The following is a 19516-nucleotide window of genomic DNA, read 5'->3' as shown; positions in this document are numbered from 1 at the left end:
CATCTCCTTCAAACGCCAAGGTGCTAACCTTGGAGTCAGGCGGTCAAAATACGAATTGGAAACGGGTCATGACAGCATTGCCATCATCATCGCCGACAGCGTTTTCAAGTGCTTTGTCATTAACTTTGGCGTAATTATAATCTACCGATATTTTGACATTATTATTGGCATACCAATTGACGCCAAAGGTATGTACCTTCGCCGAGTTACTGCCGTTGGTATTCAGGCCTATGACACTTCCGGCGCCATCCTCCAGAAGATCGGTATTATCAGAGCTGACTCCAGCATAGCGATAGAAGATCTCCCAAGCGCCGAACTTGGCGTTTTCAGGTCTGACAGCACCAAAGGCCCCCGCATTAAGCTTGTAATCACGAGGTTCACCCGTCAGTGTATAAGCCACCTGACCATAATAGCCCTTGGATTTAACATCTGCATAACCACCGTCATCGGAGTTCAAGGTGGAATGTAGATATTCGCCTTGCAAGGAAAGTGCTCCAAAGGCCCAGGCAGCCTCAGCGCCCCAGATTGACTGGCCTTTATAGGGGCTACCGGAAATACCACTCAGTTGGCTCAGTACCGGATCATGATCGTTATCACCCGCATCGCCATGCACACCGAGACCATTATCTATATCGTAATTGGTGTTACTGAGATCAACCTTATTAAGGTCGCGATAAGCATAATCAAGAGCAAAATGCAGTACATTACCGCCTTTGTGGAAAGGTGCGAACACAACGCGCCCATTGAACTGACGGGAAGCATCCCCGTCCCTGTCATCATTTTTAGTATCACGATTGGTGACGCTGGCGGAACCAAAGAACATATCTCCAAACGTACCGTCGATATGGGCTCCCAAGTCATCCGAGGAACTGTTGATCCATGAGGCCAGATCATAACCGATATTACGCTCGGTTGCGGTCACCCAGTTGGAGCTGGTGGCCTTCTCCAAACCAAAATCGGGAGATGCCATTCCGACGGTCAAGTTAATCGGCTTAAAGCCTTCATAAGTGATTGTTGCAGAGTGAATAGTATTACCGGACGGTGCCAATTCAGGGGTGATTTCAAATGCCCAGTCGCGATAGTTACCGGACATTTTTGGCCTGAGACGGCGAAACTCAGCTTCGTCGCCGGCATTGCCATTATTGGTATAGACGCCATTAAATCGATCGTAGTCGATTTGCATGGCCCCATGGAACGCGAAAGAGAAGGTGCCGTCTTCAGACTCAAGACTTAACCCGCCTTTACTGGTATCCAGAATAATGTCCTGGTCACCGGCTGTTCGCACAACGCCCGCTAAAGTGCTAGTTGAAACGCCAACAAATACAGTAAAAGCCACTGCCTGGATAACAGGCATCTGTCGCATATGGTTCTTCATGGGTCTTTCCTTATTGTTATAAATTTACCCTGAAACGTTTCGACCCCACCGTACAACTACGCCCTATAACCTCTGGTAAGGGCGCTGGTATGTTTTCTCGAATGAAGCTCAGCTATTGATCGGTCAGAGAACTGACGGAAAACCACAGGCCTCGCTTGGCGTCCATGGGGTTTCATTTAAAGGAACAGCGTTCCTTCATGTGGAATATTTCACGATCCTTTACCCTCGTCAAGTCGGACGAAGCGATTATTTCGATGTGCTCTATTCAGATTTTGGCAACGCGAAATAAGATGGTTGTTCGATCTGTTCAGCGCCGTACAAGGGTTTCCTTCAACAACCGTCCAATCAGAACGGCAGTGAACAGACCGCCGAACCCCATAATGCTGAAACCCAATGCATAACCGTTCGGTAGCGCTACGGTAGAAACCGCCGCCGCGAATACCACAGGATTCGCTAGGGAACCGCACTCCCCTAGCAGTCGTCCGATACCGAAGAATTTGCCGCGCGCGCCGACAGGCGCAATGTCCGCGCCAATGGTCTGCAGGGAACCCGCCATAAAGGAAACGGCAAGGTTGATCAGTACGAACGCCGCAATAAATATGGCGACCGAAAGATGGAAGGCCGCAGTCGCCGCCAGCAACCCCAGTCCTACTCCCAGTACAGCGCTGGCCGGGACCACCGTTTGCTTACGACCGAAGCGGTCCATGATGTAGCCGGAGAGAAAGGTCACTGGAATGCCCACAGCCCCCGTGACCAGGCTGATCGTGCCTAACTGGATAGCGTCCAGCCCATACGCATAGGCAGCAAAGATAAAGGGCGGGCCGGTATTGCCGACGGCGCCACCACGGGAAAGGTTGGCGGTGAACTGGGCGATAAATAGAACGATGATGGAAGGTGTCAGCAGATTGCCCCAGGAGTTGTCGACCGCTTCCTGTGGCGGCTCCCCCCGACGCTTTGCCAGAATTCCCGGAGCGCTTTCCTTGACGAACATAAACATCGGAATGGCGGCGAGCAAGGCCAGGATGCCGCAAAAAACGAACGGCATTCGTAAGCCGAAAAAGCTCCCGACGATGCCGCCGAGAAATGGTCCCAACATCGTGCCGGTTCGCTGGACGCCAGCCATCCCGGTCATCATGCGCCCGGTCCGCCCCTTGTTATTCGTGTCGGCAATGGCGGCGAGCCGTCCCATCTGCCACATCTGCAAACCGACGCCATTAATGAATAGGTAGACCAACAACTGCGTATAGCTGCCGGCCACAAGCACAAGCAGTGAAGAAACTGCCGTGAGAAGAGGCCCGGCGATGAGCACCTTACGGCGCCCGATTTTGTCGACCAGATAGCCGCAAGGAACTGTAGAGCCGGCAGACCCCAACATGATGGCAATAAATGTCAGCGCGGCGCCGGCGGCGCCGACATGGAACTCATCGCGAGCGATGAGGGGTAATACCGGAATGGTAAATCCACGGCCCAAGCCTAATAAGAGCGCAGGCAATAGCAGGGAAAGCATGACACTATAACGTTCGCGGAAACTGGAAGTAGGCAGCGCCGCACTTTCTTTTAAGACTGGGTCGATTTCTCGCATGAGTCGCCTCGCGGGAAAGATAACCAACAGGTGACTGCGCCCCAGACCGAACGTTTAACGCAGGCCTGGAGTCCATCAGTCGCTGAGTCTGCGGATAAAAGAATCAACCTTAGAGCGGTGGCAAATGCTCTTTCTCGCCCTCATAAGCAGCATTCATCTGCGGCTTTAGTCCTCTCTGGGCTAAAGCGTCCGCAAACAATGTCCGTACAGTCTGGCTCTCATCGGCATAATCGATCTGATGTCCGCCAACGCGCCGGCTGATCCATGCCTTTGGAACACCTTGAGCGTTCCTGAAAGCCACGCCCTCATATTTGAAGGCCAGATAACGCGCAGGCGTGTCGCCCGTATTAAAGTGCTGGTGAAACCACATATTTGGCGGAACGATCATAGTGCCTGGCTTCCAGTCGTAGCGCTTGGGCTCTTCACCCTCAGGCCACATTAACGAATAACCTTCGCCAGCAAGAATAATCACATGAGCACCAGGGCCGTGAGCGTGCGCCTTTTTATAAGTACCCACCGGAAACTGCGAGATATGCGCATTCATGGAACTCTTTGCCAGATTGAAACGGATATGCCCGCCTCCGGCACCACGCTCCTTGGCTTCGACTAACGGTAGATTGACCGCATCGGCGACAAAATTGGTTTCCAATTTCAAACCATTTAGCTCGCTTTTCGGCGCAAAGTAGTCTGACTCTCCCGAGAAGCGGCTAAGAAAATCGCGATTCGTATGGAAAATAAAATCGGGATCCTCATAGAGATTCAGGATTGGCGGCATATTCGTGACCGATACAAATCGTGCTCTTTTCTGCCCCGAGCCATTGAAATGCTGGTAGCAGGCATTAAGCGGAATCGCGAATAAAGCACCGGCCTCCCACTCGAAGGTGACCTTTTGCCCCGCGTCATTCCACACCGTCGTAGAGCCACGACCGTCCAGAATCATGATCAGCTCTTCATAAAGTTGCCGCTGAGCAACGAGCTTTTGGCCCGGATCGATTTCACAGACATAGCAATCGTTCGTCGTTCTTGATGCGTCGTGGTTGATGAAAACGCCTCGCCCTCCCCGACTTGCCCATGGCTTCAACTCTACGGTATTCAGATCTTCGACATAAATGCCATCGATGATGTCCAGCCCTTCATTTGCAACCCAACGGGTATAGGGAGTCTCCTTTTCCGCTGCGAATTTGTTGGCTGTTTCGTTAGAAACAAGTGCATCTTTCCTCGCCATAGTTCGGCCTCGTGTCTTGTTGTGTTGTGATGAGTCGCTGAAGAGACCTATGGAGTAGACCGTTATGACGGGTCTGTTGGCCTCTAATAAAATGGAACGCCGGTCCTCCATACGGAATATCCCACGACATTCTCCCCCCCGTCAAGCTCAGAGACCCTACGCAAATCCAGACGTCGCAGCACACCTCCGGCCACCCTGACTTGACAATGCGATTAAGAAAAGGGAAGAATCTTTTTCACATAAAAGAACGTCGTTCCTCTATTCTGGATGATAAAACCGGCAACGGCCAGACAAACGAAGGACTCAGCGAGCGGGAGTTTTATTGATGCACAACCACCACGGGGCCAATGGCGACCATGCAGATTCCGAGCATCCAGACCAGCCGGATACTGATCCTCATCACCGCCACCACGGCGCTCACGCCCGGGAGCATGGGCACACTCACGAGCATGCCCATGCCCATGCCCATGCCCATCATCATGACCACGACCATGAACACTTTCCGCAGGACGAAGCGGGGCCAGCAGAAGACAACCCCCTGTGGCAGAGAGACAACGTAACGTTATGGAGCGTCGGGATCGACATCGGCTCAGCGGGTACTCAGATCTTGTTCTCCCGCGTTCAACTTCAGCGACAGGCCGTCGAACTGTCGAGCCGATACATCATTGTTTCGCGCGAAACCCTTTACGAATCCCCAGTGAGCCTCACCCCTTACGAGAGTGAGACGTTGATCGATGGCCGGGCGCTGGGACAGATTGTCGACGAGGCGTACCGCATCGCCAAAGTCCTGCCCTCCGATATCGATACTGGCGTCGTCATTCTTACCGGAGAGGCCTTGCGTCGTGAGAATGCCGCGCGCATAGCACGGATTCTTTCCGAGAAATGTGGTGATCTGGTTTGCGCGACCGCCGGCCACCATATGGAAGCTCGGCTTGCTGCATTTGGATCAGGCGCTGCTCGTGCTTCATTCGACCGCAAGGAGTGCATTCTTAATATCGATATCGGCGGCGGTACCACCAAGCTCAGTGTGCTGGAGGGAGGGAAGTTATTGTCGACTGCCGCTATCCATGTCGGCGGCCGCCTGCTGGCGACAGATAACGATCTGAAGCTGACCCGCCTCGATCCGGCAGGACAAACCCACGCTCTGCGGGCCGGATATTCCTGGCATGCGGGCGACCAAGTCCAATCGACAGAATTGGATAAGGTCGCCGACACTATGGCTGATACATTGATTGCTGCGCTGACTCAATCGCCCATTTCGGCTGAAGCGGCTGCCTTCTATTTGACTGAGCCGATTCCTGGCCACCTCCTTCGGCGGGCGACGAGCATGATGTTTTCCGGCGGCGTGGCTGAATTCGTTTATCAACGCGAGGAGCGCGACTTTGGCGATCTGGGCGGGCGGCTCGGTAAAACGTTACGTCAGCGAATCGATAGCGGCCTCCTGCCCTGGACGTTGCTGCGCGATAGCCAAGGTATTCGCTCAACAGCATTGGGGGCCTCGGAATATACTACCCAATTGAGTGGTAACACGTGCTATGTCACCGATCATGCACAATTGCTGCCGCAACGTAACATCCAGGTTCTACGACCTGAATTTATCTTCACTGACGAATTCGAGGCCGAAGAACTTGCCAGCAGTATTCGCCAGCACTTAACGGCTTTTGAAGTGAGCATGGACAGCGGCGAATTGGTTCTGGCATTTCATTGGCAAGGTACTCCTGAGTATTCCCGGATAAAGGCATTGGCAGAAGGCATTCAACGCGGGGCCAGCGAACGGCTCGCCCGGGGTAAAGCCTTGTTCGTGGTTCTGGATGACGATATAGCGCTTAACCTCGGGGCTACTCTTCGAGAAGACCTTCATATAGACAACCCATTATTAGTCATCGACGGTGTCAGCCTGTCAGACTTTGATTATATTGATATAGGCAAGGTCAGACATCCCTCTAACACCATGCCCGTCACTATCAAGTCCCTGATTTTCAACGATACGCTAATATCCAAAAGAGCACATACTCAGGCGATATAATTGCCCAGTAACATTGATAACCATTCTCTGAGCAGTTCAACCTCTCCGACCCAATAGGCAACCAAGGCGGACACGCCTGCAAAAAGCCACCCCTAGGCAACGAAACGGATACGCCATTAAGACTTTTTTGTCCTGCTTGAGACATACCTACCCAAGGACAAGGAAGGATTTTCCGCATTCCATTAATGGAGTGCAAAGCATGAGTGTGCACAAAAAATCCAAAAAACTCATTGATAAGGGTAAATAACATGATGAATAAAATAAGAAACAAGCCACTGCTATCTAGATCGATACTGGGCGCCGCCTCCGGCCTGCTACTGGCATTGAGTACGCCTTTAGTTCAGGCCCAGGATGTCAATAGTATCGCCAGTTACGCCGGGACTGATCGCCAAGATCGCTTAATTGAGGGGGCAAAGAAGGAAGGTTCGCTGACCCTGTATACGTCTGTCCCTATAGACGACATGATGGTAGTCACCAAGGCGTTTGAAAAAAAATACGGCATCAAGGTGCGATTGTGGCGTGCCGGATCGGAAAAAGTATTGCAGCGAACCGTGGTCGAAGCACAGGGTAATCGTTTTGATGTCGACGTCATAGAAACCAATGGCCCCGAACTCGAGTCGCTACACAGGGAAAAACTGCTGCAAGTCGTCCAGTCGCCGTACCTGGCCGATCTGATTCCCCAGGCAATCATGCCACACCGAGAATGGGTCAGTGATCGACTCAATATCTTCACCCAGGGATACAACACCGATCAGGTCAAGCAAGCCGACCTGCCGAAAACCTATCAAGAGCTGCTGGACCCGAAATGGAAAGGCAAGCTGGGGATTGAAGCAGAAGATATGGATTGGTTCGCGGCAGTGGTGACTGAATTAGGCGAAGAGAAGGGACTGCAGTTGTTCCGCGATCTGGTGGCGAAGAATGGTGTCTCGGTGCGCAAGGGCCATACATTGCTGGCGAATCTGGTTGCTTCCGGTGAGGTGCCACTGACACTGACTATCTATAACTATAAAGTCGCGCAACTTGCCCAAAAGGGTGCACCGATTCAATGGTATGCGATTCCCCCGGCGTTCGCGCGGCCAAACGGCGTTGCCATGGCCAACCATGCGCCGCATCCTAATGCTGCGGTTCTTTTCTTCGATTTCATGCTGAATGAAGCGCAGCCCCTGCTGTTGGGACGCCAGTTCGTGCCCACCAGTAAAAAGGTTGAAACACCGCTAAAAGATGTTCCATTGAAGTTTATTGACTCGAAAATCATCCTGGACGAACAACAGAAATGGAGAGCACTTTACAGCAAGATCTTTACCGAGCAGGCGCAGTAGCGGGGATACAGTAGTAGCTGGAGCATCGATCGAAATAAAAGCGCCGCGTTCCTTTGGAAGGCGGCGCTTTTATTTGCGACTTAAGCTGCGCTCTTCAGCACCGCATCGTGAATCGTAAGGCACTTCTCTGGATTCATGCGGACATAAATCTTCTGGCCCACCACGGTTTTCAGCGATGGATGCACGCGTGCGAGCAATTGCTGACTGCCGACCTTCACTTGGAAATCCATATACTCGCCAAGAAACACCTTGAAATCGACAATACCCTCCAACACATTGAGGCCTTCCGGTCGCTGTTCGAACAGTTCGACATCTTCCGGGCGTACCGAAATCAACACTTTGTTTGCGCGTTCCAGCGGGTCCAGCGAGGTAATGTTCAACCGCCCGACGGTCGAGCTCACTCGGTAGCCGCTATTAAGATTATCTGCCACTTCGACAGTCGCCTCAAGAAAGTTGGTGAGGCCGACAAAATCGGCAACGAACTTGTCGCGGGGTCGTTCATAAATATCACGCGGAGAGCCGATCTGTACGATCCGCCCTGCATTCATGACCGCAATCTCGTGCGACAGCGCCAATGCCTCGCTCTGATCATGCGTGACGTAAATTGTCGTCAGACCAAGTTCACGCTGCATCCGCTTCAACTCAAAGCGCATCCGCTCGCGCAACTTGGCATCCAGATTGGAGAGTGGCTCATCGAGTAGCAGCAACTTCGGCTCCATCACCAGGGCGCGGGCGAGCGCGAGGCGCTGCTGCTGGCCACCCGACATTTTGGTCGCCTCGCGGTCGGCGACATGATCAAGACCGACTGCGGTCAACACTCGCATGACCTTTTCCTCGATTTGCCTCTTGGTGAATTTGCGAGTACCGACTTCGAGCGGAAATGCCGTGTTCTGGAATACATTCATGTGCGGCCAAATGGCATATGACTGAAATACCATGCCGAAATTTCGTTTGTTCGGTGTGACGAAAATCTTCTTGGACGACGAATAGACGGCCACATCACCGACCAGGATTTCCCCGGAGTTCGGGCGTTCGAGGCCGGCAATCGAGCGTAGAGTGGTGGTCTTGCCGCAGCCGCTGGGGCCGAGCAAGGTAAACAGTTTGCCTTGGGGTACTTCGAAACTGATATCTTGCGCGGCCTTGACGATTTCGCCTTTCTCGTTTGGATACTCGGTACATAACGCTTTTACGTTGAGCATGGTCATCTCCTACTTGTTGTTATTGGAGTTGCTTATCAGGTTTCCTTGACGCCGAACTTTTTGCCGACGAACTGAGCCAACATCACCAGCATGAACAGGACGATGATAAACATCACACCCAATGCGGATAACTCGACATATTGCCCGTTTTCCCATAGCTCCCAGATTTGGATGGATACCACTTCAGTGCCGGGGCTATACAGAAGAATGGAAGTTGAAAGTTCGCGGATCGAGACGATCATGATATAGATCCAGCCCGCCATCAGTCCCGGCTTCAACAAGGGCAAGATAATGCGCCAGAACGTGGTACTCCAGGAGGCGCCACTCATCGCCGCCGACTCTTCCAACTCCTTATGGATCTGCAACATCGATGTAGTGTTGTAACGCAACCCATAGGGTAAAAAACGGGTCACATAGGCGAGAAACATGATCCACATAGTTCCGTAGATACCGATGTCCACGTTCAAATAGAACACCATGATCGCCAGGCCCAGAACCAGTCCGGGAAATACCATCGGTAGCGACGCGAGGTTATCCAACATCCAGCGGCCAGGCAGTTTGGTTTTGACTACGATCCAGCAAATCACCGAGGTCAACAACATGATCAGCGTTGCACTGCCTACCGCCAAAATCAGGCTGTTCCATACTGCATCGATCAGCGTCGGATAGTTGATGATAAACTTGTAAGCATCGAAGGTCAGGTTATGCAGCGCGGCTATCGACGGAACACTGTAATACTTCTGAAGCGATGACCAAAGGAGAACCAGAAACGGTAGTACGACAATCAGTGCAAAGTACAGGATAAAAAGGCCAGCCGTCACATAGCGCCATTTGCCCAGGTCCATCGTGCGTGGCCGAAATCCCTTGCCTGTCACCGTCGAGTACTTGTTACCCTGGCTGGAAAGACGGGACTGGAAATAGACACCCACAGTGGTGATCAGCAACAGCGTGACCGCATAGGACGATGCCAGGCCAATTTGGCTCGGATATTGGTGAATCGCGTCGTAGATCGATGACGTAAACACCTGAATACCCACCGGAAGTCCAATGAGCGCAGGCACCTCGAAGGACTCGATCGAACGCACGAACATGATAAGTAGTGTCGCAAAAATCGCCGGCCATGCGAGCTTCAAGGTAATCCGCCAAACAATCTGGAGAACGCTGGCGCCACTCATCATTGCTGACTCTTCGAGTGAAGGGTCCATTGAGCGGAAAGCGGCCGTCATGATCAGGAAGGTCATTGAGGAATAATGCAAGCCATCAACCCAAATCATTCCCCACATCGAGTAGATGTTGAAAAATATGTGTTTGGTTTGAAACAGATCCTGCAACATCAGATTGAGAATACCGATCTTCGGGCTAGCCAGCAGAATCCAGGACACTGTAAACAGAATGCCCGGGATAATCAGCGGGATGATCGACAACGAAAAGAACAGGGATTTGAGCGGTGTGTTGGTCCGTTCATTCATCCACGCGAGCGCAGTGCCGACGATAAACGCAAAAATCGATGTACCGGTTGCGAATTGGATCGAGTTGACGAACAGGGTAAATGTCTCGGAACTCGTGTATGCCTTGATATAGTTTTGCAGCGTAAACTGCGCCGCGCTGGCCGCGGTTTGCGGAGTAAAGAAACTTTGCCATAGCAAAAAAATGAGCGGCATAAGTGCCAGATAGGCCACAACCAATATGCTGACGCCGATAACGACCCATTTGAGATCAATACGCCATCGTCTAGATTCGCTTAATGATGAAACGGAGTTCCGCTCTACAATATCCATTGGGAATACCTCCTTTTCTGAATAGCATTGATGATTAACGGGTTTTGTGATGTTTTCATGATTTCCTCAGCTTCTGCGGCTGTCGCTTGTTATCTAATAAATCTGAAAATTTATTTTTCAAAAAAGCCTTTCCATCTTTTTCTTTCGTCGAGGCAGGGCTAGACCGTGATCCAGGAAAGCTGATCAAAGTGCTATCTACTTTGCAACTGTAAGGTGCCCGGCTCATCAAGATCGAACAACTGTTATCTTGCCGACAATACAAATTGGCAAATGGCAACGCGGCAGACAAATACAGTGCGCGCTTTCCGTTACCGACGAAGTACAAAGTGCTACGGTCTTTTTATTCGCCCGACGGCTAAACGAGCTCCGTCACGCTTTCCTATCGATCTTGTTCAGAAACTTCAGAATACGCGCCGGGGCCGTTTGCTCTGTCTGGCTTTCCGGCAAAACATCCCAATATTCGGCGCCGAGCGAACACTCTTCCAGGTAGCGTGCCGCCGACACCGAGTGAGAGGCATCTCGTCCCGGTATGATTAACGTAGGGATATCCAGGCACATCAGGTCTTCAGGCTCGGCACCGGGCACAGTGTCACGGTCAAATAAGGTCCTTGATAGACCAGCTATAACCAGCTTGTATTTCGCCACGTCCAGGGTCCTATAGTGCGCGGCGAACCCAGCGGAACGTCGTATCACCGGCCCCCACGGACCGGGGCGTGGGTCTTTGCCGAAACCCTGCGTTGTGCTTTTTGCCAGACTGACAACGCCCTCCAGTCCATGTTCTTCAACATAGGCAAGATGAATGGCGAACCGCCGATGCGCGTTGAGACGAAAGCCAGGCCCACCCACGGGCCAGTACTGAACCATGCTCAGCGTTTTTGCGGGATAGGCCGTGGCAAAGGCAGCTACCGGGCAACAACCCATGCACCCACCCAGCAGATGGGCCGCCTCATAACCCAGATGGTCGAGCAGGCCCTGACCTTGCGCGGCATAGTCAGCCCAGGTGATTCGCTCGACACGACCGCCGGAGTTGCCCGTTTCCCGCCGGTCAAAAAGGATGCAGGTATATTGGTCAGGCAAGTGATCCAGCAATTTAACTTTTGCATAGATGCCCAGTGTCGACCACTTATCCATCGTTGCGTCAAAGCCACCGGGGGCAAACATCAACAGTGCGGGGCCGCTGCCGATCACGTTATATTCGGTTTGAATTCCATCAAGGATAACTGAAGGCATGTCGCTCTCACTTATTAACAGGCGGCGCGCCCTTGATTTGGCGGGCGGCGCGCACGTCCTCGCTAAAGGCGGTAATGGCGTCGTAGGTGATCTGGGCTACGTTGGCGTAGGTTTCGATCTGTTCATCCAGATGCTTGGCGGCATAACCGATTGCCGCATGCCCCATACGCACCCGACCATCCAGCCAAGGCCCACCGCCGAACCCGCCGATGACCGGTATCTCGACGGCGGCAGCAGCGGCAGGGCCGACGATCGAACCGGAATTGGTGAAATCAAGCATGACGGCACCGGCTTTTTCCAGCATTTTCGCCTCGGCAACCAGTCGGTCGAGCATCGCAGCCGACACTTGAGCCCCCGCTTTGGACATGGCCGAATACTCCATGCCATATCGCAGTGCGGTCTGCGGTGTGATGCCAAATTGCGCCCAGACAGGAATGCCGGCCCGGGTCAAAGCGGTGACTGCCTCAGGAAAGTCCGCGGCCCCATCCAGCTTTATCATGTCAACGCCAGCTTCTTTTACCAGCCGGATCGCGGCACGCACCGCCGAGTCCACACCCTCCTGCAGAGGACCATAAGGGAAGTCGCAACTGACCAGCGCCCGCCGCGTACCGCGCCGTACAGCCTGGGCAACAGTCAACATCTGATCCATGGTTATCTCCAGCGGATTGGCCTGTCCCCAGAGATTGATGCCCACGGTATCGCCTACCGAGACAATATCGACCCCGGCCCGGTCGACAATCTGCGCCATCTGATAGTCCCAAGTCACCACGCCTACTATTTTCGTCCCTGACCTCTTCATCTGCTGCAATCGCGCGATAGTCATCTTCTCAGTCATCTGCCTGCCTCCTTATTCTCTTTGTTATTGACTTGTATTACTTTCCCCTGGCCTTCAACGCAGCATCCAGACGTGGATATACACGGCGAGCATTACCCTCGAAGACTTTATGGCGATCGATCTCGGACAGCTCCAACGCATCGATATAACGCTTGGTATCGTCAAAATTAAACCCGCTCAGGGGATCGATGCCCTTTACCGCACCGAACATTTCCGAAGCGAACAATATGTTCTCTATGTCGATGACCCGAAACAGCAGATCTATTCCAGCCTGATGATAAACGCAGGTATCAAAAGATACATTGCGCATAATATGTTCGGTTAATGGCGGTCGCTCCAACATATCGGCCAGTCCGCGATAACGTCCCCAGTGATAGGGTACGGCGCCACCACCGTGCGGAATGATCAGACGCAAATCAGGAAAGTCGTGAAACAGGTCACCTTGCAAAAGCTGCATGAAAGCGGTGGTGTCCGCGTTAATATAGTGGGCTCCGGTCGCATGAAAGTTCACGTTACAAGAGCCGGAAACATGAATCATCGCCGGAATATCAAGCTCTACCATCTTTTCAAAAAATGGGTACCAGACTCTGTCCGTCAATGGCGGACCTTGCCAGTGCCCACCAGAAGGGTCCGGGTTCAGGTTACAGCCAACGAAGCCTAACTCCAGCACACAGCGCTCCAACTCTTCTATCGAGTTTTTGATTGGTACATTGACCGATTGTGGTAGCTGGCATACACCAATGAAATTGTCAGGAAAGAGCCGGGTAACTCGGTGAATCAGGTCATTATTAATGCGTGTCCATTTTTTTGAGACCGCCTCATCGCCAATATGGTGCGCCATGGCCGAAGCCTTCGGAGAGAATATCGTCATATCAACCCCGCGCTCACGCAGCGCTTGAAGTTGATTATTCTCTATACTTTGACGCACTTCATCGTCCGAGACATTTCTCAGGTTCGGCAGCGGCCTGGAGGGGTCATTAAAGTGGTCAAGCTGGGCGTCGCGATAATCCTGCAACTGCGGAGGGGCGGTGGTGTAATGCCCATGACAGTCGATGATCATTCCGGTGGTCCTTTATATTATTAATAATAATCAGGCTTTTGGCGCCCGATCCAGATACCTCAGGCCTTTTGCCGCCAATGCGGGTCGCATATTATTCATGTCCAGCCCCAATTCGCCGGCGGCATAACGGCGACGAATATCCGCTTCTCTTTCTTCTCGGGCTTGAGACTTAATCAATATCTCGGCAGCTTCGGATCGGGCAACCACCACCACACCATCATCGTCTGCCACAATAATATCGCCGGGGTTGACCAACTGGCCGCCGCATACCACGGGAATATTGACGCTACCTAAAGTTTCCTTGACGGCGCCTTGGGCTGAAATGCATTTGGACCAGACAGGAAAACCCATTCGAGTCAGGTCAGCGACATCTCGGCAGCCCGCATCGATAATCAGTCCCTTGACACCACGCGTCTGCAATAACGTGCCTAGCAGATCGCCAAAATAGCCGGCATCGGAATAAGAGGTAGGCGCAACGACCAGGATATCTCCCGGCTGGCATTGTTCCGCAGCGACATGGATCATCCAGTTGTCGCAAGGCGGTACTGAAACCGTTACTGCAGTACCCGCAATATGCGCCCCGGCATAAATCGGCTTCATGTAGGGCGCCAGTAACCCTTTGCGCCCCTGCGCTTCATGTATCGTGGCAACACCATATTTGGCAAAGGCCTCGGCGTCCACGGCGCGATCGATATGTTGAATCACTACAGGGTTATTCATCGTGTATGCCTCCATAACCGTTCTTATCAAGCAGCTCCATGACTGGGCTGGCGGCGCACGCCTCCATTCCGGCACGCAGTTGCGCGGGGTCAAGGTGACGGCCGATAAAAACCAACTGACTGTGGCGCTTTTCGCTAGGCGCCCAAGGGCGCTGAAAGTCGCCTTCAAGCATCATATGTACGGCCTGGAACACCAGCTTGCGACTCTCTCCGGCTGCGTCGATAATGCCCTTGGCGCGCAAAATATCCTGGCCGTTTTCCGTCAGATAAGTGGTTAGCCAATTAGAGAGCTTCTCTGCGTCCATTGGCCGCTCACTCTCCAGCACCAAACTTTGTATCGTCCGGTCGTGGCTATGGTCATGCGGGTGATGATCGCAGTGTTCATCGTGCGCATGGTTTGCTTGACCATGATGATGAGGGTCGAGGAAATCGGATTCGAGCGCGGTGATGCGTTCAAGATCGAAACTGCCTATCCCCAAGATGGCGTGCAAGGGAACATCCGCGCGATTTGCCCGATGTATCGGACTAAACGGATTGATTCTGCGTAATCTTGCTTCAATACAAGGCAGATCGGCCTCTGACACCAAAGCCACTTTATTCAGAATAATCTGGTCGGCAAACGCAATCTGCTCTTCTGCTTCAGGACTACTCTCCAGCGTCTGCAAGATATGCTTGGCATCCACCACGGTGGTAATACTGTCGAGCGAAAGTTTCGCCTGCAGAACAGGATCGATGAAAAATGTCTGGGCTACCGGACCGGGATCGGCAAGTCCTGTGGTCTCGATAATGATTGCGTCAAAATTCGACTGCCGCTCCAGTAGGCCATGTAGAGTACGGATCAAATCCCCTCGAACCGTGCAGCAAAGGCAACCGTTATTCATTTCGAACAACTCTTCGTCAGCCGAGACAATCAAGCTTGCATCAATACCGATTTCACCGAACTCATTAACGATCACCGCATATCGTCGTCCGTGGTCGCCGGTCAAGATACGGTTAAGCAATGTAGTTTTACCGGCACCCAGAAACCCGGTGAGTAATGTCACCGCAATACGCTCAGTCTTCATCGAGGAACTCCCGGCTAGACGCCTACTTCCACGGCATCAGAGAAACATGCACCACACCTTCTTCACCTTTACCCGCAACCGATTGAATAGCCAGATCAGTATCTTCAAGGCCAAATCGATGAGTAGTCAGCAACTCCAACGGAAAACGCTTGGATGCCAACTGCTCCAGCGCCAACTCGCAGGATTGGTAGTTATGACCACGAGCGGATTTGATCGTAATGTATTTGGTTGCCACTTTACCCAGGGGGAAATTCGGGAAGTCAGTCATTTCGCCTTGAATAAGTAATGTCCCACCCTTGCGCTTCATCGCTTCAATACCGAGAAGCACGGGGATGGTGCCCGCTCCCGCAGTGCAATCCAACGACACATCTACGCCTTCGCCATGGGTAATATCCCTGATACGCGCCAGTGGATCTTCCTCATCAACAATGATGGTGTAATCGGCGCCCAACTTCTTCGCGATTTCCAACCGCGCCCTGTCACGTGAAGTACCAGTGATGATAATCAGCGAAGCACCCGCCTGTTTACAGGCTACGACTTGCGACAGCCCCTGCTGTCCAGGCCCCTGGATCAACACGCGGGAGTTATAACCGACGTTGCAATCGAAGAGCGCCCACTGAATACCGTTGGCCATCGGTGTCACAATACCTGCCAACTCAGCCGAAACTCCTTCTGGAACTTTATGAATGACCGCATTCCAAGGCAGGTACATATATTGGGCAAAACCGCCCCATAAATGCGGCGCTCTCGCGGCAGAAGTATAGCCATAGCGAATCGCGTCAGGATTGCTACGCCAGTCGGTGGCCGGGCAAAGACGGTATTCGCCCGCGTGACACCACTCACATTTAAAGCAGGGCACATAGTGCTCGACGAATACCAGATCCCCTTCCTTGACCCCTTTGCGCTCCATGAACTGACGGCCCGCACCGCAAATGTAGCCGATGTTCTCATGGCCCATTATGACGGGCTCATCGGATGGAGGTTTGCCATACAGCTTGACGTCAGTCCCGCAAATCCCAGCCACCTCCACTCTCATCAAGGCACCGTCATCGGGTACGAGGGGCATGGGATATTCGACGATTTCGGTTTTGTTGGCACCTGTGCGGACGGCTGCTTTTACCTGCTCTGTCATAGCGTTCTCCATTCTCCGGCGGATTTTATTTTTGGCATCCTAGCAAGCCAATCGCCTTAAATCAAAACAATGTTCCACATAAAGAAACGATTTGACGCTAGCCTGTCCTGATCAAGGTGAGCGAAAACCACGCGTCCACACCTGCGAAACTCCAGCAAAATCACGTCTCGCAGCCGTATGGCAGGTGCTTGTCCAGATGCACGACGCCATCCCGTGAAGGCGTCAGAGCAGAAATTTCCAAGCCACCACCTACTGCTGTCGTGCGGTGGCTTGACTGAGTAGGAACGGCCTGCCACTATTCCGCATAACGGACATGCGTTCCACATAGAGGAAATTCTATGCGAGCAATCATCGGCCAGAAGGTCGGGCGCCGTCGGTCTGTACAACTACAAGAAATTTACTTCGTTTGGCTGCTACTGCCGCTTAGGGGATATACATGCCGATCACTGATCATTTAGCACTGTCGCGCAAAGGAACAGCTACCTCTACATCAAGTCAAACCCATCTTTCCTTCACACGTAGCGAGTGGAAACGTCTATCTGGTTTATATGGCGTTATCATCTTGCTGCATGTCCTGGGTTGGGGTCTGTATCTCTATTACTCGGTCCGCTATCCGGCGTTGGTCGGCCTTGGGTTTGTCGCCTATGTATTCGGGCTACGCCATGCCTTTGATGCGGACCATATTTCCGCAATTGACGACACCGTGCGCTATATGCTGCAAAAGCAAAAGAAGCCATTGGGCATCGGTTTTTTCTTTTCGCTTGGCCACTCGACGATTGTTGTCTCGCTTGCCATAGCTATAACGCTTGCGGCGGCTGCTATTAAGCAAGACTTGCCGCAAATGGAAAACCTGGGCGGCCTCATCGGCGCGGGTGTATCCGGTACATTCCTGTGGATTATCGGAATAATCAATCTTCTGGTGCTGCTGGATATTTTCAAAGTCTGGGGTCAGGCCAAAACCGGAAAACATAGCCACGCGCACCTTGAAGAACTGCTAATGCGGCGCGGCTTTATGAACCGGCTTTTTGGGGGCAAGTTAACCAAGGTCATCAACCATAGTTGGCAGATGTACCCCATCGGCTTGCTGTTCGGTTTAGGATTCGATACCGCCTCTGAAATTGGCCTGCTGGCATTGACTGCGGGAGCTTCCGCCGGCGATCTGCCCGCCCCCGCGGTACTGGCGCTGCCCATCTTGTTCACCGCCGGCATGACCATGATGGACACCACGGACGGAGTTCTTATGTCCAAAGCCTATAATTGGGCATTCCTTAATCCACTTAGGAAAATCTTCTACAACATCATCACTACCAGCCTGTCGATCACCGTGGCACTCATCATCGGCACCGTGGAACTGTTACAGGTTTTCACAAGCATGCTGGATCTGCATGGGCCTTTCTTCGACTTCATTGCCGATCTTGATTTCGGAAAACTCGGGTACGTGATTGTTTTTCTATTTCTCGGCGCATGGGGACTTTCAGTGGTGGTATGGAAGCTTGGCCGTATCGAAGAACGCTTCAAAACCGTTGCCCACTCACATGAGCATGCCCACGGAAGCGGAGAAGTTCATAAGCATGGACATAACCATGAGTAAGTTTTTTATCAGGTGATGCCAGGGCTCCAGGCACGAGATATTTTGAAGCGGGTTTATTGTGATAATAAGAAGCAGATGCGGCGCGCCATCAATTCATTGCGGCTCGGCTTGATCTACTAGGACAATTGCGAAGGAACCCGTATTGATTAGCATCGACCTGCTGTGCATCGATATGAACCAGGGTTAACTGCACATGAAGGTTGCCTTTTCTCCATCCTTTGGCGTCTGGGCATCGCGGAGCCGGTGTCGGGTCTTTATGTCCCAGGTGACTTCGGCATTACCACGAACCATAGGGAATTCCATATTTCTCGATGTATTCCTTGGCCGCTGGTTTCAAGGGCAATGCGTACCGGCCATCATTTTTCCCGCCCGAAGGCCCCACTTTCACCACCCAGCCCTGCACCCGTGCCACGTCGATGGGTTTCAGGCATGCTCCCCCAAGCCAGACCCTGGCGATGCCCCCAGGAGCCAGACCGACCGTCAGCATGTCGCGATAGTCTGTTATCCATTTGCCATCGGCGGCGCAATAGGTTTTCTCACCGACAAGCATGGCTTGCCGGGTGGCCTCGGGAATAACGATATAGGCCTCATAAGTCTGCGGTTCCACCAATGACTGCCAGCGCACATAAATCAGCCGTGGTAAATCAGCCCCCAGGACCAGCTTGCCCTTTCCGGCGCCTGGGAACTTCGGCCAGCCACGCGGATCGCCCTTGAGGTTTTTCGGTATGTTGACCGAGGCCACACCGCTCATGGCGCGGCGGTAGGCTCGGTCCTGGATATCCACCGCATCGGCGGTTTCGATCCACACCTCCATATAATCGGGGACAAACAACCCCAGGTACCACGCGTCATACGGCAAGCGCCCGGTACCATGGGCGCAACCGTTCAGCCACACCATCATGCCGCACAGCAGCAAGCCCTTAAGCGGACTCATGGGTGGTACTTCGCCCGTTGATAACCCTCGGCGGGACGGTTGATGAGCACCCCCTCCAGATCGCTGTTGTTCCATTCTTTGACGCCTGGGCATCGCGGAGCCGGTGTCGGGTCTTTATGTCCCTGGTGACTTCGGTATCACCACGAACCATAGGGAATTCCATATTTCTCGATATATTCCTTGGCCGCTGGTTTCAGGGGCAATGCGTACCGGCCATCATTTTTACCGCCCGAAGGCCCCACTTTCACCACCCAGCCCTGCACCCGCGCCACGTCGATGGGTTTCAGGCACGCCCCCCTAAGCCAGACCCTGGCGATGCCTCCCGGCGCCAGGCCGACCGTCAGCATGTCGCGATAGTCTGTTATCCATTTGCCATCGGCGGCGCAGTACGTTTTCTCACCGACAAGCATGGCTTGCCGGGTCGCCTCGGGAATAACGATATAGGCC

Annotated in this window: 16 protein-coding genes; 3 read left to right on the top strand and 13 right to left on the bottom strand. The window is 52.9% G+C overall.

Annotated elements, in window-relative coordinates:
- Positions 1-43 precede the first annotated feature (43 nt).
- The 3 genes from AWM79_RS07070 to AWM79_RS07060 all read right to left on the bottom strand — a co-directional run bounded on the left by AWM79_RS07070 (position 44) and on the right by AWM79_RS07060 (position 4182).
- On the bottom strand, positions 44-1375 hold the full coding sequence (locus AWM79_RS07070; protein ID WP_017131343.1) for an OprO/OprP family phosphate-selective porin: 1332 nt from the start codon (positions 1373-1375) through the stop codon (positions 44-46).
- Positions 1376-1682: 307 nt separating this feature from the next.
- Positions 1683-2957: an MFS transporter gene (locus AWM79_RS07065; protein WP_060782495.1), complete on the bottom strand. Its 1275-nt coding sequence runs from the start codon at positions 2955-2957 to the stop codon at positions 1683-1685.
- Positions 2958-3066: 109 nt separating this feature from the next.
- Positions 3067-4182 carry a cupin domain-containing protein gene (locus tag AWM79_RS07060; protein WP_060782494.1) on the bottom strand — a complete coding sequence of 372 codons (1116 nt, stop codon included), beginning with the start codon at positions 4180-4182 and terminating at the stop codon, positions 3067-3069.
- 325 nt (positions 4183-4507) lie between these two features.
- Between AWM79_RS07060 and AWM79_RS07055 the strand changes: the two genes are divergently transcribed.
- Positions 4508-6208, top strand: coding sequence for an ethanolamine ammonia-lyase reactivating factor EutA (locus AWM79_RS07055; protein WP_060782493.1), 1701 nt, complete (start codon positions 4508-4510; stop codon positions 6206-6208).
- Positions 6209-6456: 248 nt separating this feature from the next.
- A complete protein-coding gene (locus AWM79_RS07050; RefSeq protein ID WP_060782492.1) occupies positions 6457-7527 on the top strand; it encodes an ABC transporter substrate-binding protein in 1071 nt (356 codons plus the stop codon).
- A gap of 80 nt (positions 7528-7607) precedes the next feature.
- Here AWM79_RS07050 and AWM79_RS07045 read toward each other — a convergent pair whose 3' ends face one another.
- From AWM79_RS07045 to AWM79_RS07010, 8 genes are all read right to left on the bottom strand, one after another.
- Entirely contained in the window at positions 7608-8726 is a 1119-nt protein-coding gene (locus AWM79_RS07045) for an ABC transporter ATP-binding protein (protein WP_060782491.1), read from the bottom strand.
- Between the two features lie 35 nt (positions 8727-8761).
- Positions 8762-10504: an ABC transporter permease gene (locus AWM79_RS07040; protein ID WP_060782490.1), complete on the bottom strand. Its 1743-nt coding sequence runs from the start codon at positions 10502-10504 to the stop codon at positions 8762-8764.
- Between the two features lie 369 nt (positions 10505-10873).
- On the bottom strand, positions 10874-11734 hold the full coding sequence (locus AWM79_RS07035; RefSeq protein WP_060782489.1) for an alpha/beta hydrolase: 861 nt from the start codon (positions 11732-11734) through the stop codon (positions 10874-10876).
- Between the two features lie 7 nt (positions 11735-11741).
- On the bottom strand, positions 11742-12569 hold the full coding sequence (locus AWM79_RS07030) for a 3-methyl-2-oxobutanoate hydroxymethyltransferase (RefSeq protein WP_060782488.1): 828 nt from the start codon (positions 12567-12569) through the stop codon (positions 11742-11744).
- 37 nt (positions 12570-12606) lie between these two features.
- Positions 12607-13629 (bottom strand): amidohydrolase family protein, encoded by a 1023-nt coding sequence (locus AWM79_RS07025; RefSeq protein ID WP_060782487.1) that lies wholly within the window; start codon positions 13627-13629, stop codon positions 12607-12609.
- A gap of 30 nt (positions 13630-13659) precedes the next feature.
- The gene (locus AWM79_RS07020; protein ID WP_208599934.1) at positions 13660-14364 is read right to left on the bottom strand and encodes a 4-carboxy-4-hydroxy-2-oxoadipate aldolase/oxaloacetate decarboxylase; all 705 of its coding nucleotides are present in this window, start codon (positions 14362-14364) and stop codon (positions 13660-13662) included.
- Entirely contained in the window at positions 14342-15412 is a 1071-nt protein-coding gene (locus AWM79_RS07015; RefSeq protein WP_060782485.1) for a CobW family GTP-binding protein, read from the bottom strand. Before AWM79_RS07015 ends, AWM79_RS07020 begins: the two co-directional genes overlap by 23 nt.
- A gap of 22 nt (positions 15413-15434) precedes the next feature.
- Complete coding sequence (locus tag AWM79_RS07010; RefSeq protein ID WP_060782484.1) at positions 15435-16544, bottom strand: zinc-dependent alcohol dehydrogenase; 1110 nt, start codon at positions 16542-16544, stop codon at positions 15435-15437.
- A 436-nt stretch (positions 16545-16980) separates the two neighbouring features.
- Between AWM79_RS07010 and AWM79_RS07005 the strand changes: the two genes are divergently transcribed.
- Entirely contained in the window at positions 16981-18135 is a 1155-nt protein-coding gene (locus AWM79_RS07005) for a HoxN/HupN/NixA family nickel/cobalt transporter (protein WP_208599933.1), read from the top strand.
- Between the two features lie 277 nt (positions 18136-18412).
- On the opposite strand, the gene AWM79_RS07000 is transcribed toward AWM79_RS07005, so the two are convergent.
- Together AWM79_RS07000 and AWM79_RS06995 are read right to left on the bottom strand one after the other, a co-directional pair.
- Entirely contained in the window at positions 18413-19069 is a 657-nt protein-coding gene (locus tag AWM79_RS07000; RefSeq protein ID WP_060782482.1) for a DUF2931 family protein, read from the bottom strand.
- Positions 19070-19206: 137 nt separating this feature from the next.
- Positions 19207-19516 (bottom strand): DUF2931 family protein (locus AWM79_RS06995; protein ID WP_156430168.1); only part of this gene is annotated, 310 nt, incomplete at its 5' end.

Origin of the sequence: Pseudomonas agarici, assembly GCF_001543125.1 — a bacterium.
GTDB lineage: Bacteria > Pseudomonadota > Gammaproteobacteria > Pseudomonadales > Pseudomonadaceae > Aquipseudomonas > Aquipseudomonas agarici.
This window is presented reverse-complemented; position numbering and strand designations above follow the sequence as displayed.

What these genes read in the sequence shown, in the direction of transcription:
- AWM79_RS07065 (WP_060782495.1), bottom strand. Translation starts at nt 2,957, where the DNA reads ATGCGAGAAATCGACCCAGTCTTAAAAGAAAGTGCGGCGCTGCCTACT.
- AWM79_RS07050 (WP_060782492.1), top strand. Translation starts at nt 6,457, where the DNA reads ATGATGAATAAAATAAGAAACAAGCCACTGCTATCTAGATCGATACTG.
- AWM79_RS07055 (WP_060782493.1), top strand. Translation starts at nt 4,508, where the DNA reads ATGCACAACCACCACGGGGCCAATGGCGACCATGCAGATTCCGAGCAT.
- AWM79_RS07020 (WP_208599934.1), bottom strand. Translation starts at nt 14,364, where the DNA reads ATGGAGGCATACACGATGAATAACCCTGTAGTGATTCAACATATCGAT.
- AWM79_RS07040 (WP_060782490.1), bottom strand. Translation starts at nt 10,504, where the DNA reads ATGGATATTGTAGAGCGGAACTCCGTTTCATCATTAAGCGAATCTAGA.
- AWM79_RS07015 (WP_060782485.1), bottom strand. Translation starts at nt 15,412, where the DNA reads ATGAAGACTGAGCGTATTGCGGTGACATTACTCACCGGGTTTCTGGGT.
- AWM79_RS07000 (WP_060782482.1), bottom strand. Translation starts at nt 19,069, where the DNA reads ATGAGTCCGCTTAAGGGCTTGCTGCTGTGCGGCATGATGGTGTGGCTG.
- AWM79_RS07030 (WP_060782488.1), bottom strand. Translation starts at nt 12,569, where the DNA reads ATGACTGAGAAGATGACTATCGCGCGATTGCAGCAGATGAAGAGGTCA.
- AWM79_RS07060 (WP_060782494.1), bottom strand. Translation starts at nt 4,182, where the DNA reads ATGGCGAGGAAAGATGCACTTGTTTCTAACGAAACAGCCAACAAATTC.
- AWM79_RS07005 (WP_208599933.1), top strand. Translation starts at nt 16,981, where the DNA reads ATGCCGATCACTGATCATTTAGCACTGTCGCGCAAAGGAACAGCTACC.
- AWM79_RS07070 (WP_017131343.1), bottom strand. Translation starts at nt 1,375, where the DNA reads ATGAAGAACCATATGCGACAGATGCCTGTTATCCAGGCAGTGGCTTTT.
- AWM79_RS07045 (WP_060782491.1), bottom strand. Translation starts at nt 8,726, where the DNA reads ATGCTCAACGTAAAAGCGTTATGTACCGAGTATCCAAACGAGAAAGGC.
- AWM79_RS07025 (WP_060782487.1), bottom strand. Translation starts at nt 13,629, where the DNA reads ATGATCATCGACTGTCATGGGCATTACACCACCGCCCCTCCGCAGTTG.
- AWM79_RS07035 (WP_060782489.1), bottom strand. Translation starts at nt 11,734, where the DNA reads ATGCCTTCAGTTATCCTTGATGGAATTCAAACCGAATATAACGTGATC.
- AWM79_RS07010 (WP_060782484.1), bottom strand. Translation starts at nt 16,544, where the DNA reads ATGACAGAGCAGGTAAAAGCAGCCGTCCGCACAGGTGCCAACAAAACC.